The sequence below is a fragment of the Spiroplasma endosymbiont of Colias croceus genome, assembly GCF_964020095.1.
Lineage (GTDB): Bacteria > Bacillota_I > Bacilli_A > Mycoplasmatales > VBWQ01 > Spiroplasma_E.
Genome location: NZ_OZ026536.1, coordinates 67,023 through 84,141 on the forward strand (window position 1 = coordinate 67,023; position 17,119 = coordinate 84,141).

At 21.5% G+C, this 17,119-nt stretch carries 19 protein-coding genes; 17 read left to right on the top strand and 2 right to left on the bottom strand.

Annotation, left to right across the window (positions count from 1 at the left end):
• The first annotated feature begins 751 nt into the window (after positions 1 to 751).
• The 15 genes from AACL24_RS00380 to AACL24_RS00450 all read left to right on the top strand — a co-directional run bounded on the left by AACL24_RS00380 (position 752) and on the right by AACL24_RS00450 (position 13,063).
• On the top strand, positions 752 to 1,270 hold the full coding sequence (locus tag AACL24_RS00380; RefSeq protein WP_339047123.1) for a hypothetical protein: 519 nt from the start codon (positions 752 to 754) through the stop codon (positions 1,268 to 1,270).
• A gap of 134 nt (positions 1,271 to 1,404) precedes the next feature.
• Positions 1,405 to 1,707, top strand: coding sequence for a hypothetical protein (locus tag AACL24_RS00385; protein ID WP_339047924.1), 303 nt, complete (start codon positions 1,405 to 1,407; stop codon positions 1,705 to 1,707).
• Between the two features lie 2 nt (positions 1,708 to 1,709).
• Positions 1,710 to 2,174, top strand: a complete 465-nt coding sequence (locus AACL24_RS00390) for a hypothetical protein (protein WP_339047926.1) — start codon at positions 1,710 to 1,712, stop codon at positions 2,172 to 2,174.
• Positions 2,175 to 2,176: 2 nt separating this feature from the next.
• The gene (locus AACL24_RS00395; protein ID WP_338961240.1) at positions 2,177 to 2,470 is read left to right on the top strand and encodes a hypothetical protein; all 294 of its coding nucleotides are present in this window, start codon (positions 2,177 to 2,179) and stop codon (positions 2,468 to 2,470) included.
• 3 nt (positions 2,471 to 2,473) lie between these two features.
• Positions 2,474 to 2,635 (top strand): hypothetical protein, encoded by a 162-nt coding sequence (locus AACL24_RS00400; RefSeq protein WP_174480256.1) that lies wholly within the window; start codon positions 2,474 to 2,476, stop codon positions 2,633 to 2,635.
• A complete protein-coding gene (locus tag AACL24_RS00405; RefSeq protein ID WP_339047928.1) occupies positions 2,635 to 2,880 on the top strand; it encodes a hypothetical protein in 246 nt (81 codons plus the stop codon). The genes AACL24_RS00400 and AACL24_RS00405 overlap by 1 nt, the downstream gene beginning before the upstream one ends.
• A gap of 119 nt (positions 2,881 to 2,999) precedes the next feature.
• Positions 3,000 to 3,821 carry a hypothetical protein gene (locus AACL24_RS00410; RefSeq protein ID WP_339047930.1) on the top strand — a complete coding sequence of 274 codons (822 nt, stop codon included), beginning with the start codon at positions 3,000 to 3,002 and terminating at the stop codon, positions 3,819 to 3,821.
• A gap of 16 nt (positions 3,822 to 3,837) precedes the next feature.
• Positions 3,838 to 3,996 carry a hypothetical protein gene (locus tag AACL24_RS00415; protein ID WP_339047113.1) on the top strand — a complete coding sequence of 53 codons (159 nt, stop codon included), beginning with the start codon at positions 3,838 to 3,840 and terminating at the stop codon, positions 3,994 to 3,996.
• A 40-nt stretch (positions 3,997 to 4,036) separates the two neighbouring features.
• Positions 4,037 to 4,225 carry a hypothetical protein gene (locus AACL24_RS00420; protein ID WP_174480113.1) on the top strand — a complete coding sequence of 63 codons (189 nt, stop codon included), beginning with the start codon at positions 4,037 to 4,039 and terminating at the stop codon, positions 4,223 to 4,225.
• A gap of 16 nt (positions 4,226 to 4,241) precedes the next feature.
• Positions 4,242 to 4,619, top strand: coding sequence for a hypothetical protein (locus AACL24_RS00425; protein WP_339047109.1), 378 nt, complete (start codon positions 4,242 to 4,244; stop codon positions 4,617 to 4,619).
• 19 nt (positions 4,620 to 4,638) lie between these two features.
• Complete coding sequence (locus AACL24_RS00430; protein ID WP_339047107.1) at positions 4,639 to 5,820, top strand: hypothetical protein; 1,182 nt, start codon at positions 4,639 to 4,641, stop codon at positions 5,818 to 5,820.
• Between the two features lie 14 nt (positions 5,821 to 5,834).
• Positions 5,835 to 7,550 (top strand): hypothetical protein, encoded by a 1,716-nt coding sequence (locus AACL24_RS00435; protein WP_339047485.1) that lies wholly within the window; start codon positions 5,835 to 5,837, stop codon positions 7,548 to 7,550.
• A 3-nt stretch (positions 7,551 to 7,553) separates the two neighbouring features.
• Positions 7,554 to 9,614, top strand: a complete 2,061-nt coding sequence (locus AACL24_RS00440) for a hypothetical protein (RefSeq protein WP_339047932.1) — start codon at positions 7,554 to 7,556, stop codon at positions 9,612 to 9,614.
• A 145-nt stretch (positions 9,615 to 9,759) separates the two neighbouring features.
• Positions 9,760 to 11,001 (top strand): hypothetical protein, encoded by a 1,242-nt coding sequence (locus tag AACL24_RS00445; RefSeq protein ID WP_339047482.1) that lies wholly within the window; start codon positions 9,760 to 9,762, stop codon positions 10,999 to 11,001.
• Positions 10,952 to 13,063: a hypothetical protein gene (locus AACL24_RS00450; RefSeq protein WP_339047934.1), complete on the top strand. Its 2,112-nt coding sequence runs from the start codon at positions 10,952 to 10,954 to the stop codon at positions 13,061 to 13,063. The genes AACL24_RS00445 and AACL24_RS00450 overlap by 50 nt, the downstream gene beginning before the upstream one ends.
• On the opposite strand, the gene AACL24_RS00455 is transcribed toward AACL24_RS00450, so the two are convergent.
• Positions 13,060 to 13,602, bottom strand: coding sequence for a hypothetical protein (locus tag AACL24_RS00455; protein WP_339047936.1), 543 nt, complete (start codon positions 13,600 to 13,602; stop codon positions 13,060 to 13,062). The two genes, AACL24_RS00450 and AACL24_RS00455, sit on opposite strands and share 4 nt — an antisense overlap.
• 365 nt (positions 13,603 to 13,967) lie before the next feature.
• Here AACL24_RS00455 and AACL24_RS00460 point away from each other — a divergent pair, with 365 nt between their 5' ends.
• A complete protein-coding gene (locus AACL24_RS00460; protein WP_339047938.1) occupies positions 13,968 to 15,098 on the top strand; it encodes an Mbov_0401 family ICE element transposase-like protein in 1,131 nt (376 codons plus the stop codon).
• Between the two features lie 571 nt (positions 15,099 to 15,669).
• Here AACL24_RS00460 and AACL24_RS00465 read toward each other — a convergent pair.
• Positions 15,670 to 15,918, bottom strand: a complete 249-nt coding sequence (locus AACL24_RS00465; protein ID WP_339047940.1) for a hypothetical protein — start codon at positions 15,916 to 15,918, stop codon at positions 15,670 to 15,672.
• 193 nt (positions 15,919 to 16,111) lie between these two features.
• Here AACL24_RS00465 and AACL24_RS00470 point away from each other — a divergent pair.
• Positions 16,112 to 16,941 (top strand): IS5 family transposase gene (locus AACL24_RS00470; RefSeq protein ID WP_339047942.1). Its coding sequence is split into 2 segments (ribosomal slippage): positions 16,112 to 16,508 and positions 16,508 to 16,941, totalling 831 coding nucleotides; the frame shifts between segments, so codons are not numbered across the junction.
• The last annotated feature ends 178 nt before the right edge of the window (positions 16,942 to 17,119 follow it).

The window sequence follows — 17,119 nt, forward strand, 5'->3', positions numbered from 1 at the left end:
ATTAGTAACTTATTTCCAAAATTACCATTTAAAAATGATGATAGACAAATTAAATTCTCTTTTACCCTTAAATTTAATATTCGACGTATTTTAAAAAATATACATTTAAAAGATAAAATAAAAATTATTAACAAGGAAAAAGACAAGAAATAATCTTGTCTTTTTTTGTAATTGTAAAATTTTAAAATTTTTAAGAACCCTCTTTAACGCTATTATCAACACGTGTTAGGGAACTAAAAAAGTGAACTACAACACAGTTGTTAAAAATAGTAGCTAGAGCATGTGGACTTGCATGGATAAATAAAAAGTGGAGTGATACCTAATAAAATATACTAACCAGTAATGGTAATTCTTGGGGTGGGAGCGAATTGGAAACTAGTATATATAGACCTGTTGTAGGGACCTATTGTATTAATTCTATTTTTTATTTAATCAACCTTGCCACTCCCCAGTGAGCAAGTGTTGATTTTATTTTTTATTTTTTTTTGAAAATTTTTTTGGGCGAGAAAATAAATTTCAAACTTGTAAAAAAATTGAGCGAGGCCGGTTCAATTAAAATATTAATTTGTTTAACACAAATTAAATAAATATTGAATCGAATGCCTCAATGTTTTTTAAAATTTCACAATTTATTTTTGAGCCCAGTTTTCATGGAATGAATAAAACGAATAGTAGTAGTATTAATAATCTAAAAATCAAAATATATGTTCTGTTGCTTCTAGCATAAAGAACATATTAGGAAAGGATTATTATGAAAATAGAATTTAAAAAAGAACAAATTATTAAAGATAAACCACAATCTATTCTTATTGATTATGTTGAATATAAATTATCGCTTCCAAAATGAATGATTAAAAATAATTCTTTTATTGTTGATAACAGTTACACATATTGAGTTTTTAATTTAGACAATATTAAAAGAGAATTAAGTGGTAATGAATTAATAAAATTATTAGAACCATATATTAAAGACCAAAAAATAACTGTTAATAAACCAACTGCTCCAAAAGAATATTATCTTAATGATATAAAACTTGAACCATTAACATTTTATGAACAGCATAATAGTTGATTTATGGGTGAAATAACAGATAACAAAACTAAAATTACTAATCCTTGTTTTAAATATAACATTACGTGAGAAGAAAACAGAAAAGGTTTTAAAATAAATAATCAATATAAACATGATGATTTACCAATTAATTATATAGTTACTTTGTATAAGGAAATTTCAACTCATAATGAAAAAGTATTTTTGTTGAACATGTAAACAAAATAAATTAGATTATTTATTCTTTAATACTAATGATATTAAAACAAGAAAATATTTTTTAAGAGATAAAAATAGTAAAGCAATTTGTTATGACTGTATTTTAAATGTTAGGTTAAGTAGGAGGTATAAATATGAATAAACAAAAACCATTTTCTTATAAAGACCAAGAAATTATTAATGAATATAATAAAAAACGTAATCAAGAAATAACAAAAGAACATTTAAATAATATAGAAAAATTAAGAAAAGATTTTAAAAAAGAAGTTATTAATGAATATAAGAAAAATTTAATTTGTTCATTAAATATATTTTTAGGTCATTATATAGAACAATACAAAAAAGAAAAAGAAAGATTTTATCGAAATCAATTAAAAGGTTCAATTGATACTATTCAATTCTTAATTAATAAAATACAATCCAAAGAATTTGATTAATAATGCAATATGACTTAATTATTGGTATTGACCCAGCAGGAATAGGTAGTAATGGAATTGTTATATATTCAAATGAAACTAATAATATTATTTTTAATGAAAAATTCAATACATTAACTGTTTTATGGACTAAAAATATGTATAAAGAAAAATTTCAATTAATTAAAGAAAAATTTATTGATAAAAAAATATTAGTTATTGTAGAAAATTTCTTTTTAAGTTCAAAACAATTATTAACTAATCCATTAGCAACTCCTAAAATTATTGGTTCATTAATGGTATTAGTACAAGATGTTTTCAACTGAGATTATCTAGAAAACCACCCAAAAAATAAAAATAAAATAACAAATTATAAAGGAAATATAAAATTAACAAAACATGAACAAGATGCTTATAAGCATATTCAATATTATTTAAAAAATCATAAGAAAATATTGATTTTTGATAATTATTTAAGGAAATTATAAAAATGAAAGATAAAGCAAATTATGTGAAATTAACAGTAAAACTTAGTAACACTATTGAAGCAAAATATTACGAAAAAGGTAATAAGGAATTATATTATAGTGTTCGTGGTCAATGAAATGGATTAAATTATGTTACTTTAATTTTTAATAACCCAAAACTTTATAGACGCTGTATTTTATTAAACAAAAACGATGAAATTATTGTAACTGGTCAAATCTTTAACACTTTAAACATTCCTAAAAATCGTGCATTTTGTTCAATCAATGTTAAATGATTTAAAAAATGAAAAGAGTAAAAAATGATATTATGAAAAATTTTATTAATAGCACCAATATTAATAACCAGTATAACACTAATAATAATTTTAATATTTATTATTAAAGAATTAAAAAATGAATATAAAGTATTGAAAATATTAAGTGAAATTGCTAATCAAATTAAAAATAAGGAGAATAATTAATGATAATATTACCTACTTTGTTTGAAAATAAAGATGAAATTGAAGTATTATCACCATTTCCAAAAGCAATTCATACAAGTAATGATATTAGAGCAATTATTTTAAGACAATACCCAAATGTTAAATCAAAACACATAATTGTTTCTGACCCCGAAAGTAATCTTGCATTAATAGTTGGTGATAATGATGTTTATCAAGGTTGAATTAAAGTAACAGTTAAAAAATTAGAAATTAAAGGAGATTAAACAAATGCAAAAGGAAAAAATTAAAATTAGAAATTATGAATTTGAATTAAATTCTTATGTAGTAGATTCCTTATTAGATGTTATAAGAGAACTGATAAAAACAAATAAAGGAGAATAAAATGCCAAACGAAAATACACAATCAAAATATACTTTAACCAAATTAATTAGAACTGGTATAAGTCCTATTTGTGCAATGATTGGTACAAGTGCTTATTATCGTCAAGTAATAGATAATTCAATATTGGGTTCAATTAATAGTTTATTATTTGGTAAAAAATTAGGTTTAGATATATGAAATTTAAATCAAAGACCAAATACTAAAACTAAATTAATTAATAGTAGTAAAAAAATATTATTAGGTTTAGGAACAATTGGTTTAGCAAATTATAGTAAATGAAGTGAAAATAATATTACTCCAATTATTCCAACACCACCAACTCCAATAACAACTACAACTACAACTGAGGGTCCTCCGTGATTACTATTAGATAAACAAGAACATCAGTCATTAATGGATTGAGATACATATATTAGTTTAAATGCTTATGGTATTTCAAATCTTATTAGTGGATTAACTGAGTTAATACCTAATAGATTTGAAAATATAAAAAAGATTTGTAATATGGCAACTGGTGGATGTTTGATTAGTAGTGGTGTTGCTATGGGTATTAATAATGATTTTAATAATGCTTATGCAATACCTACCATAGTTGCTGGTGCAAGTGAAATTATTCATAATTTACTTCCAATAGAAACAAATCATAGTAGAGAAATGCAAGAAACAGCATTTAATAATGAAACTTCAAGATTAATTAATGATAATAGATTCACAATTAATAGTGAAACAACTAGTCAATATGGTAGTGATAATATGAGTGAAGTACCATTAAATCACGATAATGCTTCATTAAATTGAGATTATAATCACATGAGTTTATAAAGGAGGTGAATAATTTATGAATAAAGAAAAAATACTTGAATATTATAATAATGAAATTCAGACATATAAAGAAAGATTGGAACAATTAAATAAAGAAATATCTGTATTAGTAGAAATTATAAGTAATTCACAATCAATGATTGAAAGAATTAATGGTGGTCAATTTGATGAATAATTAAAAATTAAAAATAAATAATTGAAAGGAAAATATTCAAATGAAAGAATTTTTACATGAATTAATAATTATTGGAACAAGTGTTGGAACATTAATTTGCAGAGAAATTATTGTTTTATTAAAAAGATTTATCACAACTCCAAAACATGTTAGAGCAAATAACAAAATTATCAAACATCAAAAAAAATTAGCAAAGTTAAATGAAAAGATTAATAAAGAAAATAAATAATAAAGTGGTGATGTAAATGTTAGAAAATGAAAATAATGTTCAACAAACAACTGAACCTTTAACTGAAAACAATGCTTCTTCACAAGAAATAGAAAATAAAGTTAATGAAGCAGAAAATAAGTTAAATAAACTTAATTTAGAAATTAAAGAAAAAGAAATTATTAATATATTTAAAAAATATCAAGTTAAAACTGAATTTTATGATTATTTAAAATTTAAAACTAATAATTTAGAAAATTCAAAAATTGAAGAAACTATTAAAAAAATGATTAAAGAACAACCAGTATTTAAAGAAATAATTAATACAGGTGGCAAACCACAAACAATAATAACAAATCAACCAAATTCAATAAAAAGTACATTATTGGATTATAAAAAGAAAAATAATTTATAACAGAAAGGAAATAAAAAAAATGTCAGTACCATTCAATCAAAATTTAGATAATACCGAAAAATTAGTAGAGGCACCTGAGTTTATAGAATTTTATAAACAATCAAATTCACCATGAGCAAGTTTTTTTCCTATTGAAATGGTTAATTCTACAAAAATTGAATTTATAGTTAAAAAACCAAAAAATTCAGAAATTAAAGTACTAAAATGAAATGATAAAAGCAAAGGATTAGATGTTAGTTACGCTGAAACTATTAAAATTTTAAAAGAAATTAAACAAGAAGCAGTTGCAGGTGAAATAATTGCTAATGTTGATTTAAATGCAGAAAATGGACAAAATTTGTTAAACACAATGCAATATGAAGTTGCTAATGATTTAGCAGATTATTTAGCAAATAATGATACAAATGTAATTACAAAATATGCAACTAAATTAGATATTACTGATAAAACACCAGTAGGATATTTAAAATCAATGCTATCTGCTTGAAATACTTTATTTCAATTAAGAAATAGTAATAATTGTCAATTTTTTATTACTAATAATTTATATGATAGTTTAGTTTATTTAGCAGATAATAAAGGTTTAATTACTGATAACCAAATAGCACAACAATTAAGATTAAATGGAACAAATTTATATATCAAAGGTGTACTATGTCAAATTGTAATGGATGATTATATGACTTTTACTGATAATAATGAAACTAAAATTATGTCTTTTGTTTTAGCAACACCAAGAGCAATGAAAAGATATATGTTACAAAATACAGTTGTATATGTTCAAGATATTAATGATGGTAAAGTTGGAAGAAGATATTTAGTTGGGGGAGAAGTAACTGGTGAAGCAATACCCTATATAACAGATGAAGAAACAACTTCACGCTGAATGTTATGTGGAATTATTAATAGTGATAAAACTGATTTAAAAACTAAAATTACAATTTTAACAACTGATATTACTGCAAATGTTAATAACAATAATAGTGAATTAAATACACAAATAAAAAGTACTAATGAACTTAAATCATTAAATCCTAATTTAACAAATCCAACTATTAAATATTTTAGTGATGCACAAGGCAAAACTAATGTAAGTAATCAAAAACAAAAAGCAGGTGATTTATATATAACTATTATTGCAAATGTTAATGACTTAAATTATAAAGGAACAACAAATCCAATTAAAATAACTCTTAAATAAAGGACATTAATATCATGCCAATCGGTACAACTAATACAGCAATACTTTTAAACATAAATAAACCAAAACATACTAGAATAAGTAAACAACAAGAAAATAAAAGTTTTTGATGAGAAATTTTAGAAATGATTGGTGTACAAGTAATAGCAGTAGCACTTGCTCCTTTTACTGGTGGATTAAGTGAAAGTTTTGCACTTGGATTAGGTGCAAGTGATTTAGTTGCTAGTATTAGTGCTGTTGGTGTAGAATTTTTAACTGATTTTACTATTAATCAAGTTTATGATTATTTAAAAGGAAATGTAACACCATTAAATACTTTTTTTAATATATTACCAGCATTTGCTGGAATTAATAAAATTAGTCGTGGTTATCGTACTACTAAATTTATTAATTTAGCACAAAAAACTAAAACATTAGAACAAATAGGTGTTAAAGAAGCAAAAAATTTACAAGAAATTATTAGTCAAGTAAGTGGAAAAGAAATTTTAACAGATAAAATTGTTGGTAAAAATCGTTATTTATTTAATTACAGTTTTGCTCCAAATCGTGAAACAATAATCCAAAATTTAGGTTATGTTGCTGAAAGACAATATAAAAATAATTTTCAAAAATTAGAAGCACAAGAATTAAAAGATTATTTATTATTACAAAATACATTAATAAAATTAAGTCCACAATTAACTCCTAAATTTAAAATCAAAGATATTGAAAAAGCAAATAACTTTTTAAAAAAATATAATACTGATTTAAAAAAAGTATTATTTATGAACCAACATGATTGATTAAATTTAGTTCATACAATACACACAGAAAATAGATATGGAAAAACTTTAATTTTGGATTTACAAAAAATTCGTGCTAATGCTATTAAATTTAATTTTAAAAATAGTATTATTCATCAACTTGTTTTAAAAGCAAATCAAATTTTTAAATATTTTGATATTAGATTTTATTTAAAAAAAGGTTTAAATAAATTTTGAAAAGATACTTCATATTTTGAAAAAATACGAGAAAGTATATATAAATTACAAGAAAAATTTGAAAAACTAGAAAAACAAGCATTTGAAAAAATTAATAAATTAAAAGAAAAAGCAACTGATTTATTTACTAGTGCAGAAAAAAGAGCAATTAAACACGCACAATTAATTCCATTAAATTCACCAGTATTTATGGGTTGTAAAATTCAACCTTTGTCATTAGATAAATGTGCAATTACTATTTATCATCGTAATCCTAAATATAAACCAATTACAGTTGTTGATAGTATTCTTAAAGCAAAAACTTTTGTTACTCAAATACATCCATTTCATTGATATCGTTGATATAGTGGTTGATACATTGGTTATGGTGTTAATCGTAATAAATGATTAAAAGCAATAGCATTTGCTCCACCAGTTGTACAACAAGTAATTAGAGATAGTTTTAAAGTATATAGAGAAATATTTAGAATAATAAGAACTTATCATAAAGTAGTAAATGTTATTAATAATCCTATTGAAAATATTAATAAATCATTTAAAAATGTTGGTTTAAAGTTTTCAGTAAATACTTTATTTGGTACTTGATTATTACATCATTTAGAAAAATTTGCATATAGTCAAGTTGTAACAAAAAGTAAAAACTTAAAAAAAGGAAAAAATAAAATACAAAAAGAAATTGAACATATCACACATAGAAAAACTAAAACAAAAACTAAACATTATAAAAAAGCATTTTTTAAGGAATGATAAAATATGATTAATAAACTTTGAACTGGTGTCAGTCTTGAAAATTATAATAACTGATATCCATTAACTGGAAAAATTACAGAAACACCACAGCAATATATAAAAACATGACCAAATGTTAATGATTGATTTAAAACATTTGGAATACGTGCGCAAAATGATATTAATGCCTATCTTGATTTTATTTTATCTAAATTTCCTTTTGATAGTTTTAAAGATGAATTAATTAAAGAAACATTAAGAGATATGGTTTATGTAATGGTTGAACATTGAGTATTTAATCGTACACCAATTGAATTTAATGTTGATGCAACTATTCAATTTAATAATGGTAATCAATTTAGTGCAAGTAGTATTCCAACAATTAATGTTTGAGATTTAGCACCTACTAGAATGAAAATATGAGCAAGATTAACAGAATTAAAACAAATATTTTCAAGTTATAATGATGATGAAATAGATGTTGAAAAAATTGACTTAAAAGCATTTTATACTAGAAATCAAGTTGATGAATTAATTAAAGAACAAAAAGAATTTACATTATCAAAACAAATGAAATTATATGATGATTTAGTTGATGATAATGAAAATGAAATATATAGGGGTCCTGTTACAAATTTTATTAATAAGGGTTATGTAGCAACAGATTATGATAAAGAAACTGAAACTATGATTTTAGATTGACCTGATGAAATTGGTACATTACCACCTGACGCATTACAAAATAATCCACAAATTGGGGATTATACACATGCACCAACTTGTGATTTTTCTGCTAAACAACAAAAAAGAATTACTACAAATGAAAATAGTATTAAATTATTAGAAACTAAAGTTGATAATAATATCAAATTATTAGAAAATAAAATTGAGATTAATAAACAAAATATTGATGATATTAAAAATAACTGATTTAATATTGAAACTAGTCCATTATGAAAAGAGATATCTAATGAACTTTCAACTGATAATTTAAATAAAGAAATATTAGTAATATGAGGTTATATTTATGAGAGTAATATTTATAAATATAAATATACTAGAAAATCTATATTTAAATTAGATGAAGAATCTGCAATAAAATCATATACTCTATTAGATACTTTTTATTCAGATGAAACTAATAATATTAGATTATATTTAACTTGCGTTAATTATAAAATTCGCGCTAGTGCTACACCCGGAACATATTATTCAGGATTTATTTCTAAAATATATCAATATCAAGGAATAGATACACCAACTGAATTTATAGCAGAAGAAAATACTGAACGTGATTATTATACAAAACTAGAAACTAATAATTTATTAGATAAAAAACAAAATAAATTAATTGCTGGTGAAAATATTAAGATTGATGAAAATAATAAAATTAGTGCTATTGGTGGTTCTACTGATTTAACTGATTATTATAAAAAAAAAGAAATAGATAAAAAATTAGAAGATACAAAAGCATTATTTCCAATTGCTTTTTCTATGAATGCTATTGGTCAAGAAATTCCTAATTTAGAAACTACTAATAAAACTATTGCTGGGGCTGTTAATGAATTAAAAGAAAAAATAAAAGACAAAAAATTTTCAAATGATTATTTTAAATATAATACTGAAACAAATGAAATTTTATTAAATGATGAAGAAAATTCATTACTTTGTAGGGATTTATTAGAAAATAATGAATATAAAATATTAAAAACTCAAAATAAAAAAATATTACAAGCAATTAATGAAATATTAGAAAAACAACCACAACCAACTCCAACTATAAATAATTGAAAAGAAGTAGGAACAAGAGAAAAAAATAAATGAGATTATTGACAAATTACTTATGATTTTGAAGAGAATAAACATTATAGAGTTTATTATTCTTGAAGTATATATAATCCAGTTTATACTATTCAAGAATTTATTATAACTAATAAAAAAATTGCTGGTGTACAAATACAAACCTTTAATGATAGTGCTAATATAGTAATTTTATCAGTTCAACATGCAAAATTGATTACTATTTATACTGTAAAAGGTAATTTAAAAGGTAATGTATGAAAATTAGAAGAATTACAGGAATAAGATTATGTTTTTTAAAATTATAAAAATTATTTTAGCTTTAATTGGAGTAATTCTATCATCTGCAACTGTTGGTTTAATTATATTTATTATTGTAAAAATTATATTAAAAATTAATCAAATATTTTAAAGAAAGGTGGTGAATATTATGTTAAGTTTATTTAAAAGAAAAGATAAAACAAATATTAGTGATAATCAAAATGAAAAAGTAAAATTTTTAACCAATAAAAATAAAAGTACTCATGCTTCTATTTTAAATTATTTTGGTTTTAATGATTTTAATCATGAAACTTATTTCACTGATTTTGTAGCAGAAAATAATGCTAATTTATATAATGCTCCATTAGATATTAATAATGAAACTATTAAACAATACTTAATTCAACAAGAATTTTATAGAAAAAATTGAAATTCTATTTTTAAATTAAGTAAATTAGGAATTAGTGGTTATTTAATTTATATTGCTAATGATGACTTATATTTTCAAGTAGTAGATATTCAACAAAGAGTTTATGATATTACTGGTAAATTAATTCAATGTACTATTTTTTATGATAACTATGAACAAAATGCACAAACAGTAAGACTATTTGAAGTTTATACATTAAACAATGAAGAAGTAACAATTAATCGTGCAATTTATAGTATTAGTGATAATAAAAAACAATTTCCATTAGATTTTAAATCATTTATTAATAATCCTAATCTATTACAAGAACAAACACTAAATATTAATTATATACCAATAGCAATTATGCGAAATAAAGCAAATGAGTTAGCAGATTGTGATAAAGTAATGGATAAAATTAAAGCATTAGATGTTATTTATGAGCAAATTGTTTTAGATAGCATTTTAAATTCACCTAAATTTATATTTAGTCAAACTTATGGTAATGTTCAATCAACATTAGAAGAAGCAGTAAGAACATTAGTTACTAAAAATTACATATTTAAAAGTGGTGGAGATAATAATGAACAAAACGAAAATATCAATATGACAAATAGTAATTTTAAAGGTAAAAATTTAACTGATATATATGATTGAAATGTTAATGAAATATTTAAACGTTGTGGTATTCATATACCAAGTCAAAAGAAATCTGCACAACAATCAGTTCTAGAAAGTACAGCTGTAAATATTTCAACCATTAATTATATTGAACAAAAATTATGGCAATTTAATATTGATATTCTTAAATTTATTCAAATATTAGTACGTTTAGATAAAGATTTATTAAATAGTAAAACATTTAATATTAATGATGAACAAGAAATTAATAATTTAACAGTTAAATTAAAATTATTTAATCCCGAAAATAACCAATTAATAGGAGAAAACAATGGAAAACAACAACAAACCACAAACGAAGTTTCCACAGAAACAAACTAAACTTAATCAAGCAGAAGTAGAAAATGATTATTTAATTGATAATATTCCTTATGATTTTACTAATATGATGAGTGCTACTAGTGACCCAGATATTAATAGAGCATACGATGAATTTAAAAAAAGAACAATATATATTTATGAAATTGAACGTTTATTTAAAAATAATGAAAATAATAGTTTAAAATTTTCAGCAAATACTATTAAAATTGGATTTATTGATATTGATAAAGTGTTAAAAACTACTGCTGTTGAAACATCTGATTTTACTATGCAATTAAATCAAAGAGCAAGTACTAATATTAATGACAATACAATTGAATATAGTATGACTGATATTAAAAATTTAATATTTCAAGAAATAAATTTATTAAATCAATTTAAGTTATATGCTGTATCTATCAATGAACCATTAACTGAAAATAATATTGATAATTTATATATCATTAATAATTATTCACAACCTTATCAAAATCCAAAAACAAGAAGTACTAAAAGTATAACTATTATAAAAATTAAAGACTTTAAAACAAGAGATGGTTATCCAATCATTATTAAATTACAAAAACCATTAGAAAAAGATACCAAGGTTAAAAGTATAACTTTAAAATTTCCTAAAACAATGTTATTTGGCAATATAAAAGTAAATGGTGAAATTGATGGATTAAAAGTATCACCAAATTTATTAATTGCTGATGATAACCAATTATTTCCATTATATGCTTTACCAATTCAAACTCAACCAAAAGTTAATATTTTACAACAATGATTTAGTGACCAAATTTTAGAGTGAAATATTGCTAAAAATTTCATTAATCAAAATTCTATTTTAGAATATTTAGATATTGGTGAAATTATACCTAATCCACCAGCACAAGAATTTAAACATGTTAAAAAAATTGAGTTTAAAAATGTTGAAACTATAACTACTAATGAAGACAAACAAATAGATAATATTCAAAAAGAACAATATTTTATGTTTTCTAAAGAAAATGAAAGTGATTACATATTAGCATATAATGATTGACAAAGTGGAGTTAATAAAGTTGGAGTTGGAGGAAGTAAAAACCAAAAAGTAAAAATGTCACAAGGTAAAACGGTACAAACTCATTGAAAAATTAATAATATTGATAGTGTATTATTAACTTATGATAAAGTTAAACCACTTACAACATTAGGAAAATTATTAATGGACATGTTAAGTTATACTTATAATTATCAAGCGAATTTTAAAGGTTATGACCCTAAATATGACGAAAAACATGATGATTTACCAGATATTACAAAATTAAGAAATGAATTTGAAAACCAAAAACCACATGATGTTATTACTAATTTATTTGAACAATGAAAATTAGATAATCCAGATTTTATTAATAATCCAAAAATAAAAAAATTTAAGCAAGTAGTTATGATGTTATCAAATTATATACTTTCTTACTTATCAATAAATAAAGGTTTAGATGATGATTATAAATTATTGTTACCCTATTATTTTGAAATAAAATCAAAACCAACAAGAAAATCAACTCATGATAGATGAAATTTTGAAAATGTTTATGTTGTTTTAAAATCTGAGTATTTTGATTTTACTGACCTTAATAATATTAAAATAAAAAACAAAAATATTAATCAAAATGAATGATTTAAACTAAGTAATAATCAATTTAATTGATTATCATTAACTAATGAACTAGAAAATAATAATATACCTTCATTATTAGCACAAGATATGAGTTTAAGTAATGGTGAATATGGAAAGTATATGGTTAAAAGTATAATTAATAATGTTTTAGAATTATTAAAATTATTTAATAGTCAAAAACAATATTTTTCAAGTTGAGATTGATTTAATTTTGTTCAAAAAAATTATTTTAATGATACAGTTAAATTCAATATAGAAAAAGAAATTTCTAATTTACATAAAATAGAAATCTCAGGTATTTTTGGTGCTGGAAATTATGATATTTTATTAGAAATAGAAAATAAAATTATAAACATTAATAATATTTCATTATTTAATAATAATGATGAAACAATATCATATATTAATGTTGAATTTTAATCTCATCAAAAATATCCAGTAGGATACTTACCATCTCATTTTATATCTGTTTTATCTTTTTTATTATTTGCAAAATAAAATGAAACTGTACTTTTATCATAACGATGTTCTCATATAGTCCCCCCAAATACTGCAGTATGGTCTGGTTTTAAATAAAAACTTAATTTTTGTCTTCCGTCTTTACATGCAAAACCTAAGGCAATACATGCAAAAATTAATGCTATAATAGTTGTTATTTTATAGAAATTTCTTTTTATTCATTTTTTTATTTTAGAGTTTATTTTTTCTTGTTGTTGTTCAACTTCATTTTGAATATTTTTTAATATCTCTTTACTATCTTGCATTTTAATCTCCTTTTTTAACTTTTTATTTTTTCCCAATTTTTCAGAAGTTTTTAATCATTTTGGTAATAATTCATGTTCTAAATTAATTGCATGATTTTCACAAAGAAAAAGACTAAATGTTTTTGATTTTAAATCTAATAATACAATATTACTTCATTTGTTATTACAATTTTTACTTTGAGAAATAACATTCATTTTGTAAAATCTTTTTTAAAGATTTCAGTTTATTTATACTTTTTAACTCTTTTTCTCTATTTATCATATCTTATTCCCTTTTTCATAACATTTTATTATTTAATTGTACTTATTTTTGATTATTTTTACAAGTATGCTTTTAAATGCAAAATAACGCCTAAATTAAAGGCGTTATTTTGTGAGACCTATACTATTAATTATATTGAAATTGTTTATTATATTTTAAATATGAAAGCATTTTTTAAAATATTTTTTATTTTATTTAAAATAACACTTATATATTTATATAATAATTAAGTAAATTAATTTTTTAAATATATTTACAATAAATTTAGATTTTTTTAAAATAGTTAGGAGAAGTAAATGTGAATTTTAATTATAAATGAAATTTTAGAGAAGAAAGTGCAAAAATTGATAAATTAGTTTTAGAACATATAACAAATAAATGAGAAAAACGAGATTGAAGAATATTTAAAACAAGAGATAAAAAGAAATATAAAATTGTTGATTATCAATATCGAACTAGAAAAACATTATATGGAATGGTAACTTATAAAAGAAGAATTTATGAATATTTTGATGAAAAATTACAAAAATTAGTTCGTATTTGTTTAGTTGATGAATGACTAGAATTACCTAAATATAAAAGAATTGGTGAAGATGTTGAACAAACTATTATTCAATATTTTGCTGATGGAAAAAGATATCATGATATTTGTGCTATTTGTAAAAAAGCAGGTATTAGTGTTAGTACTATTCATAGAGTTTTTAAAAATTTAGAAGTAATTGAAGCAAATCCAGTAAAAGTAAAACTAGAAAAAAATCAACCTATTTTTGTAGCAATTGATGACGGTCATCGAAAATTTTGAAATTTTAAACGTAAAGGTATAAAACATTCTATGCGATTAATAGTAACATATACAGATAATATTAATCACAAAGTACAAAATAAAAGAGTAAAAGCAATTATAAGACCAACAAGAACAGCAATTGGAGTTAAAAAAACTGCTGAATTTGTTAAAGAACATTGTCAAAAATTTTATGAAAATGTTGAACAAGCAAAAATAATTATTTGTGGTGATAGTGCAGGATGAATTAAAGATGTAGCAGATTATTTAGGTGCACAGTTTGTTTTAGATAAATTCCATTTAATTAGAACATTATATCTTGGAATAATGGCGGGAAATAAAGGAAAATATTTAAAAGAATATAATTACTGTAAAAATTTAATTAATAATGGTCAATATGAACAATTAATTGATTATTTATATAAAGAATTAGATAATCATAAAAAATTAAAGAAAAAATATTTTAAAAATAATAAACAAGGTATTGAAAATCAAGGTGCAAAATGAAATATTGGTTGCTTTACTGAAACTAATATTTGACATGTTTTAAAAGAAATGCTTGGTAATAGAACTTATAATATTTCAATTTATATTAAAATGGTTATTTTTAAATGTAATAAAATAAATACAGAGATGCAATTATTATAAATTAAAATTTAACTTTTTTTTAAAAATCAAAATAGAATAAAACTTATTAAATGTGTTTTAATAAGAATTTTTTTTGTGTATAAATATTAAATTTATTTTTTAATTTTTTAGTAATTTTTAAAAATAATCATTTTAGTTGCATTTAAGTTAAAAAAATTATATTATTTAAATACAATTTCATAAAATTCCAAATTATTTCTTGTCTAACATAATAATAAGACTATATGAATTAATTTATTCCGGATTTTTGACAATCTCCCAAAATTATATATCACAACTTAATTTTATTTTAAGTGAAAAGAAAATTGTTATATATGATTTACATGAAAAAGAATTAGATTTATTTTTTATCAATTCATTTTTTTAATTTATTTTTATTTTATAAATAAGATTTTCAAATTTTTTGATTTTCACTTAAATCATGTGCAGCAGGAGGATATTGATCAGCTAATTTGTTGATTGCATTTACCATTACTTCTTTTTGATAATTATTATTAAATTGTAATTCTTGTTTTGTTTTTTTAGTTTTTTGATATCATTTTTGATTATATATTTTCCTTTTTGCTTTTACCTAGGATTTTTGCTCATATTTTTGCTTTCTTGCCTTCACTTCTGGCCTTTGAGCATATTCTTTCATTTTTTCTTTATTTTTTTGATATCACTCTTGATCATATTTTCTCCTTCTTGCCTTCACTTCAGGTCTTTGAGCATATTCTTTCTTTTTTGCTTTCACTTCAGGTCTTTGTTGATATTCTTTTATTTTTTCTTTATTGCGTTGATATCATTTTTTCTTATACTCTTTTTGTTTTTCGTTATTCATAAATTTATCACCTCTTAAATTTGTGTCATATTTACAATTTTTATTACTGTTTAATTTCTTTTGATCATCATAAATCAAAATCTTCTTTGAACTTTAAAATACAAGTAAAATATTTAATAGACTTCTTGCAAAACCTATCTATTAAAAATTTAATTTTTAAAATAAAATTAAAAATAAAAAAGATAGGTAATCTATGATGTTTGATAAATTAAAAACTATTAACAATCCAGAATTATTAAGATTAACTGGTATAAATGATATTATTTTTAATAAAATTCTAAAAATTTTAAAGACAGAAGAAGTAAAAAAGTTTAAAAATGGTGGTACACCTAATAAATTATCATTAGAAAATCGTTTATTAATGACTTTAGAATATTGAAGAGAGTATCGAACTTATTTTCATATTGCTAAAAGTTATGGAATTAGTGAAAGTAGTTGCTATAGGAATATCAAGTGAATAGAAAATACTTTAATAAAACATCCTGATTTTCAACAACTTGATGGGCAAAAATCACTGTTAAATAATAATTTTAAAGATAAAACAGTTATCATTGATGTGACTGAAAGTACTATTCAACGCCCAAAAAAAGTCAAAAACAATATTATTCAGGAAAAAAGAAAAAACATACAATAAAAACTCAAGTCATAATTGAAAAAGATAGTAAAAAAATTATAAGTTCTTATTTTTCTTATGGTAAAAATCATGATTTTAAAATTTTAAAAAATTCAAAAACGAAATTTTTATCAGAAACAACTATTTTAGTAGATTTAGGATATCAAGGTATACAAAACATACATAAAAATGTCTTATTACCTAAACGAAAATCAAAGAAAAACCCTTTAACTAAAGAAGAAAAGAAAAATAATAAGGCTATTTCAAAAATGAGAGTTGTTATTGAACATGTTTTTGCGATTCTTAAAAAATTTATAATTATTAGTGAAAAATATCGAAATAGAAGAAAAAAATTTGCATTAAGATTTAATTTAATAGCTTCAATTTATAATTTACAATTATTAATTTAAATATATTTGATAATTTAATATTTTATTTTTTTATTTGAAATAATAATTTTTGTTGTATTTTAATGACAAAAAATAAAACATATTTTGAACAATAATTTTTAAAAAATATTAAAAGTGTTATTAAAATAAATTTTTAAACTTAAAAAATGTGATTAATATCATAGTTTTGCAAGAAGTC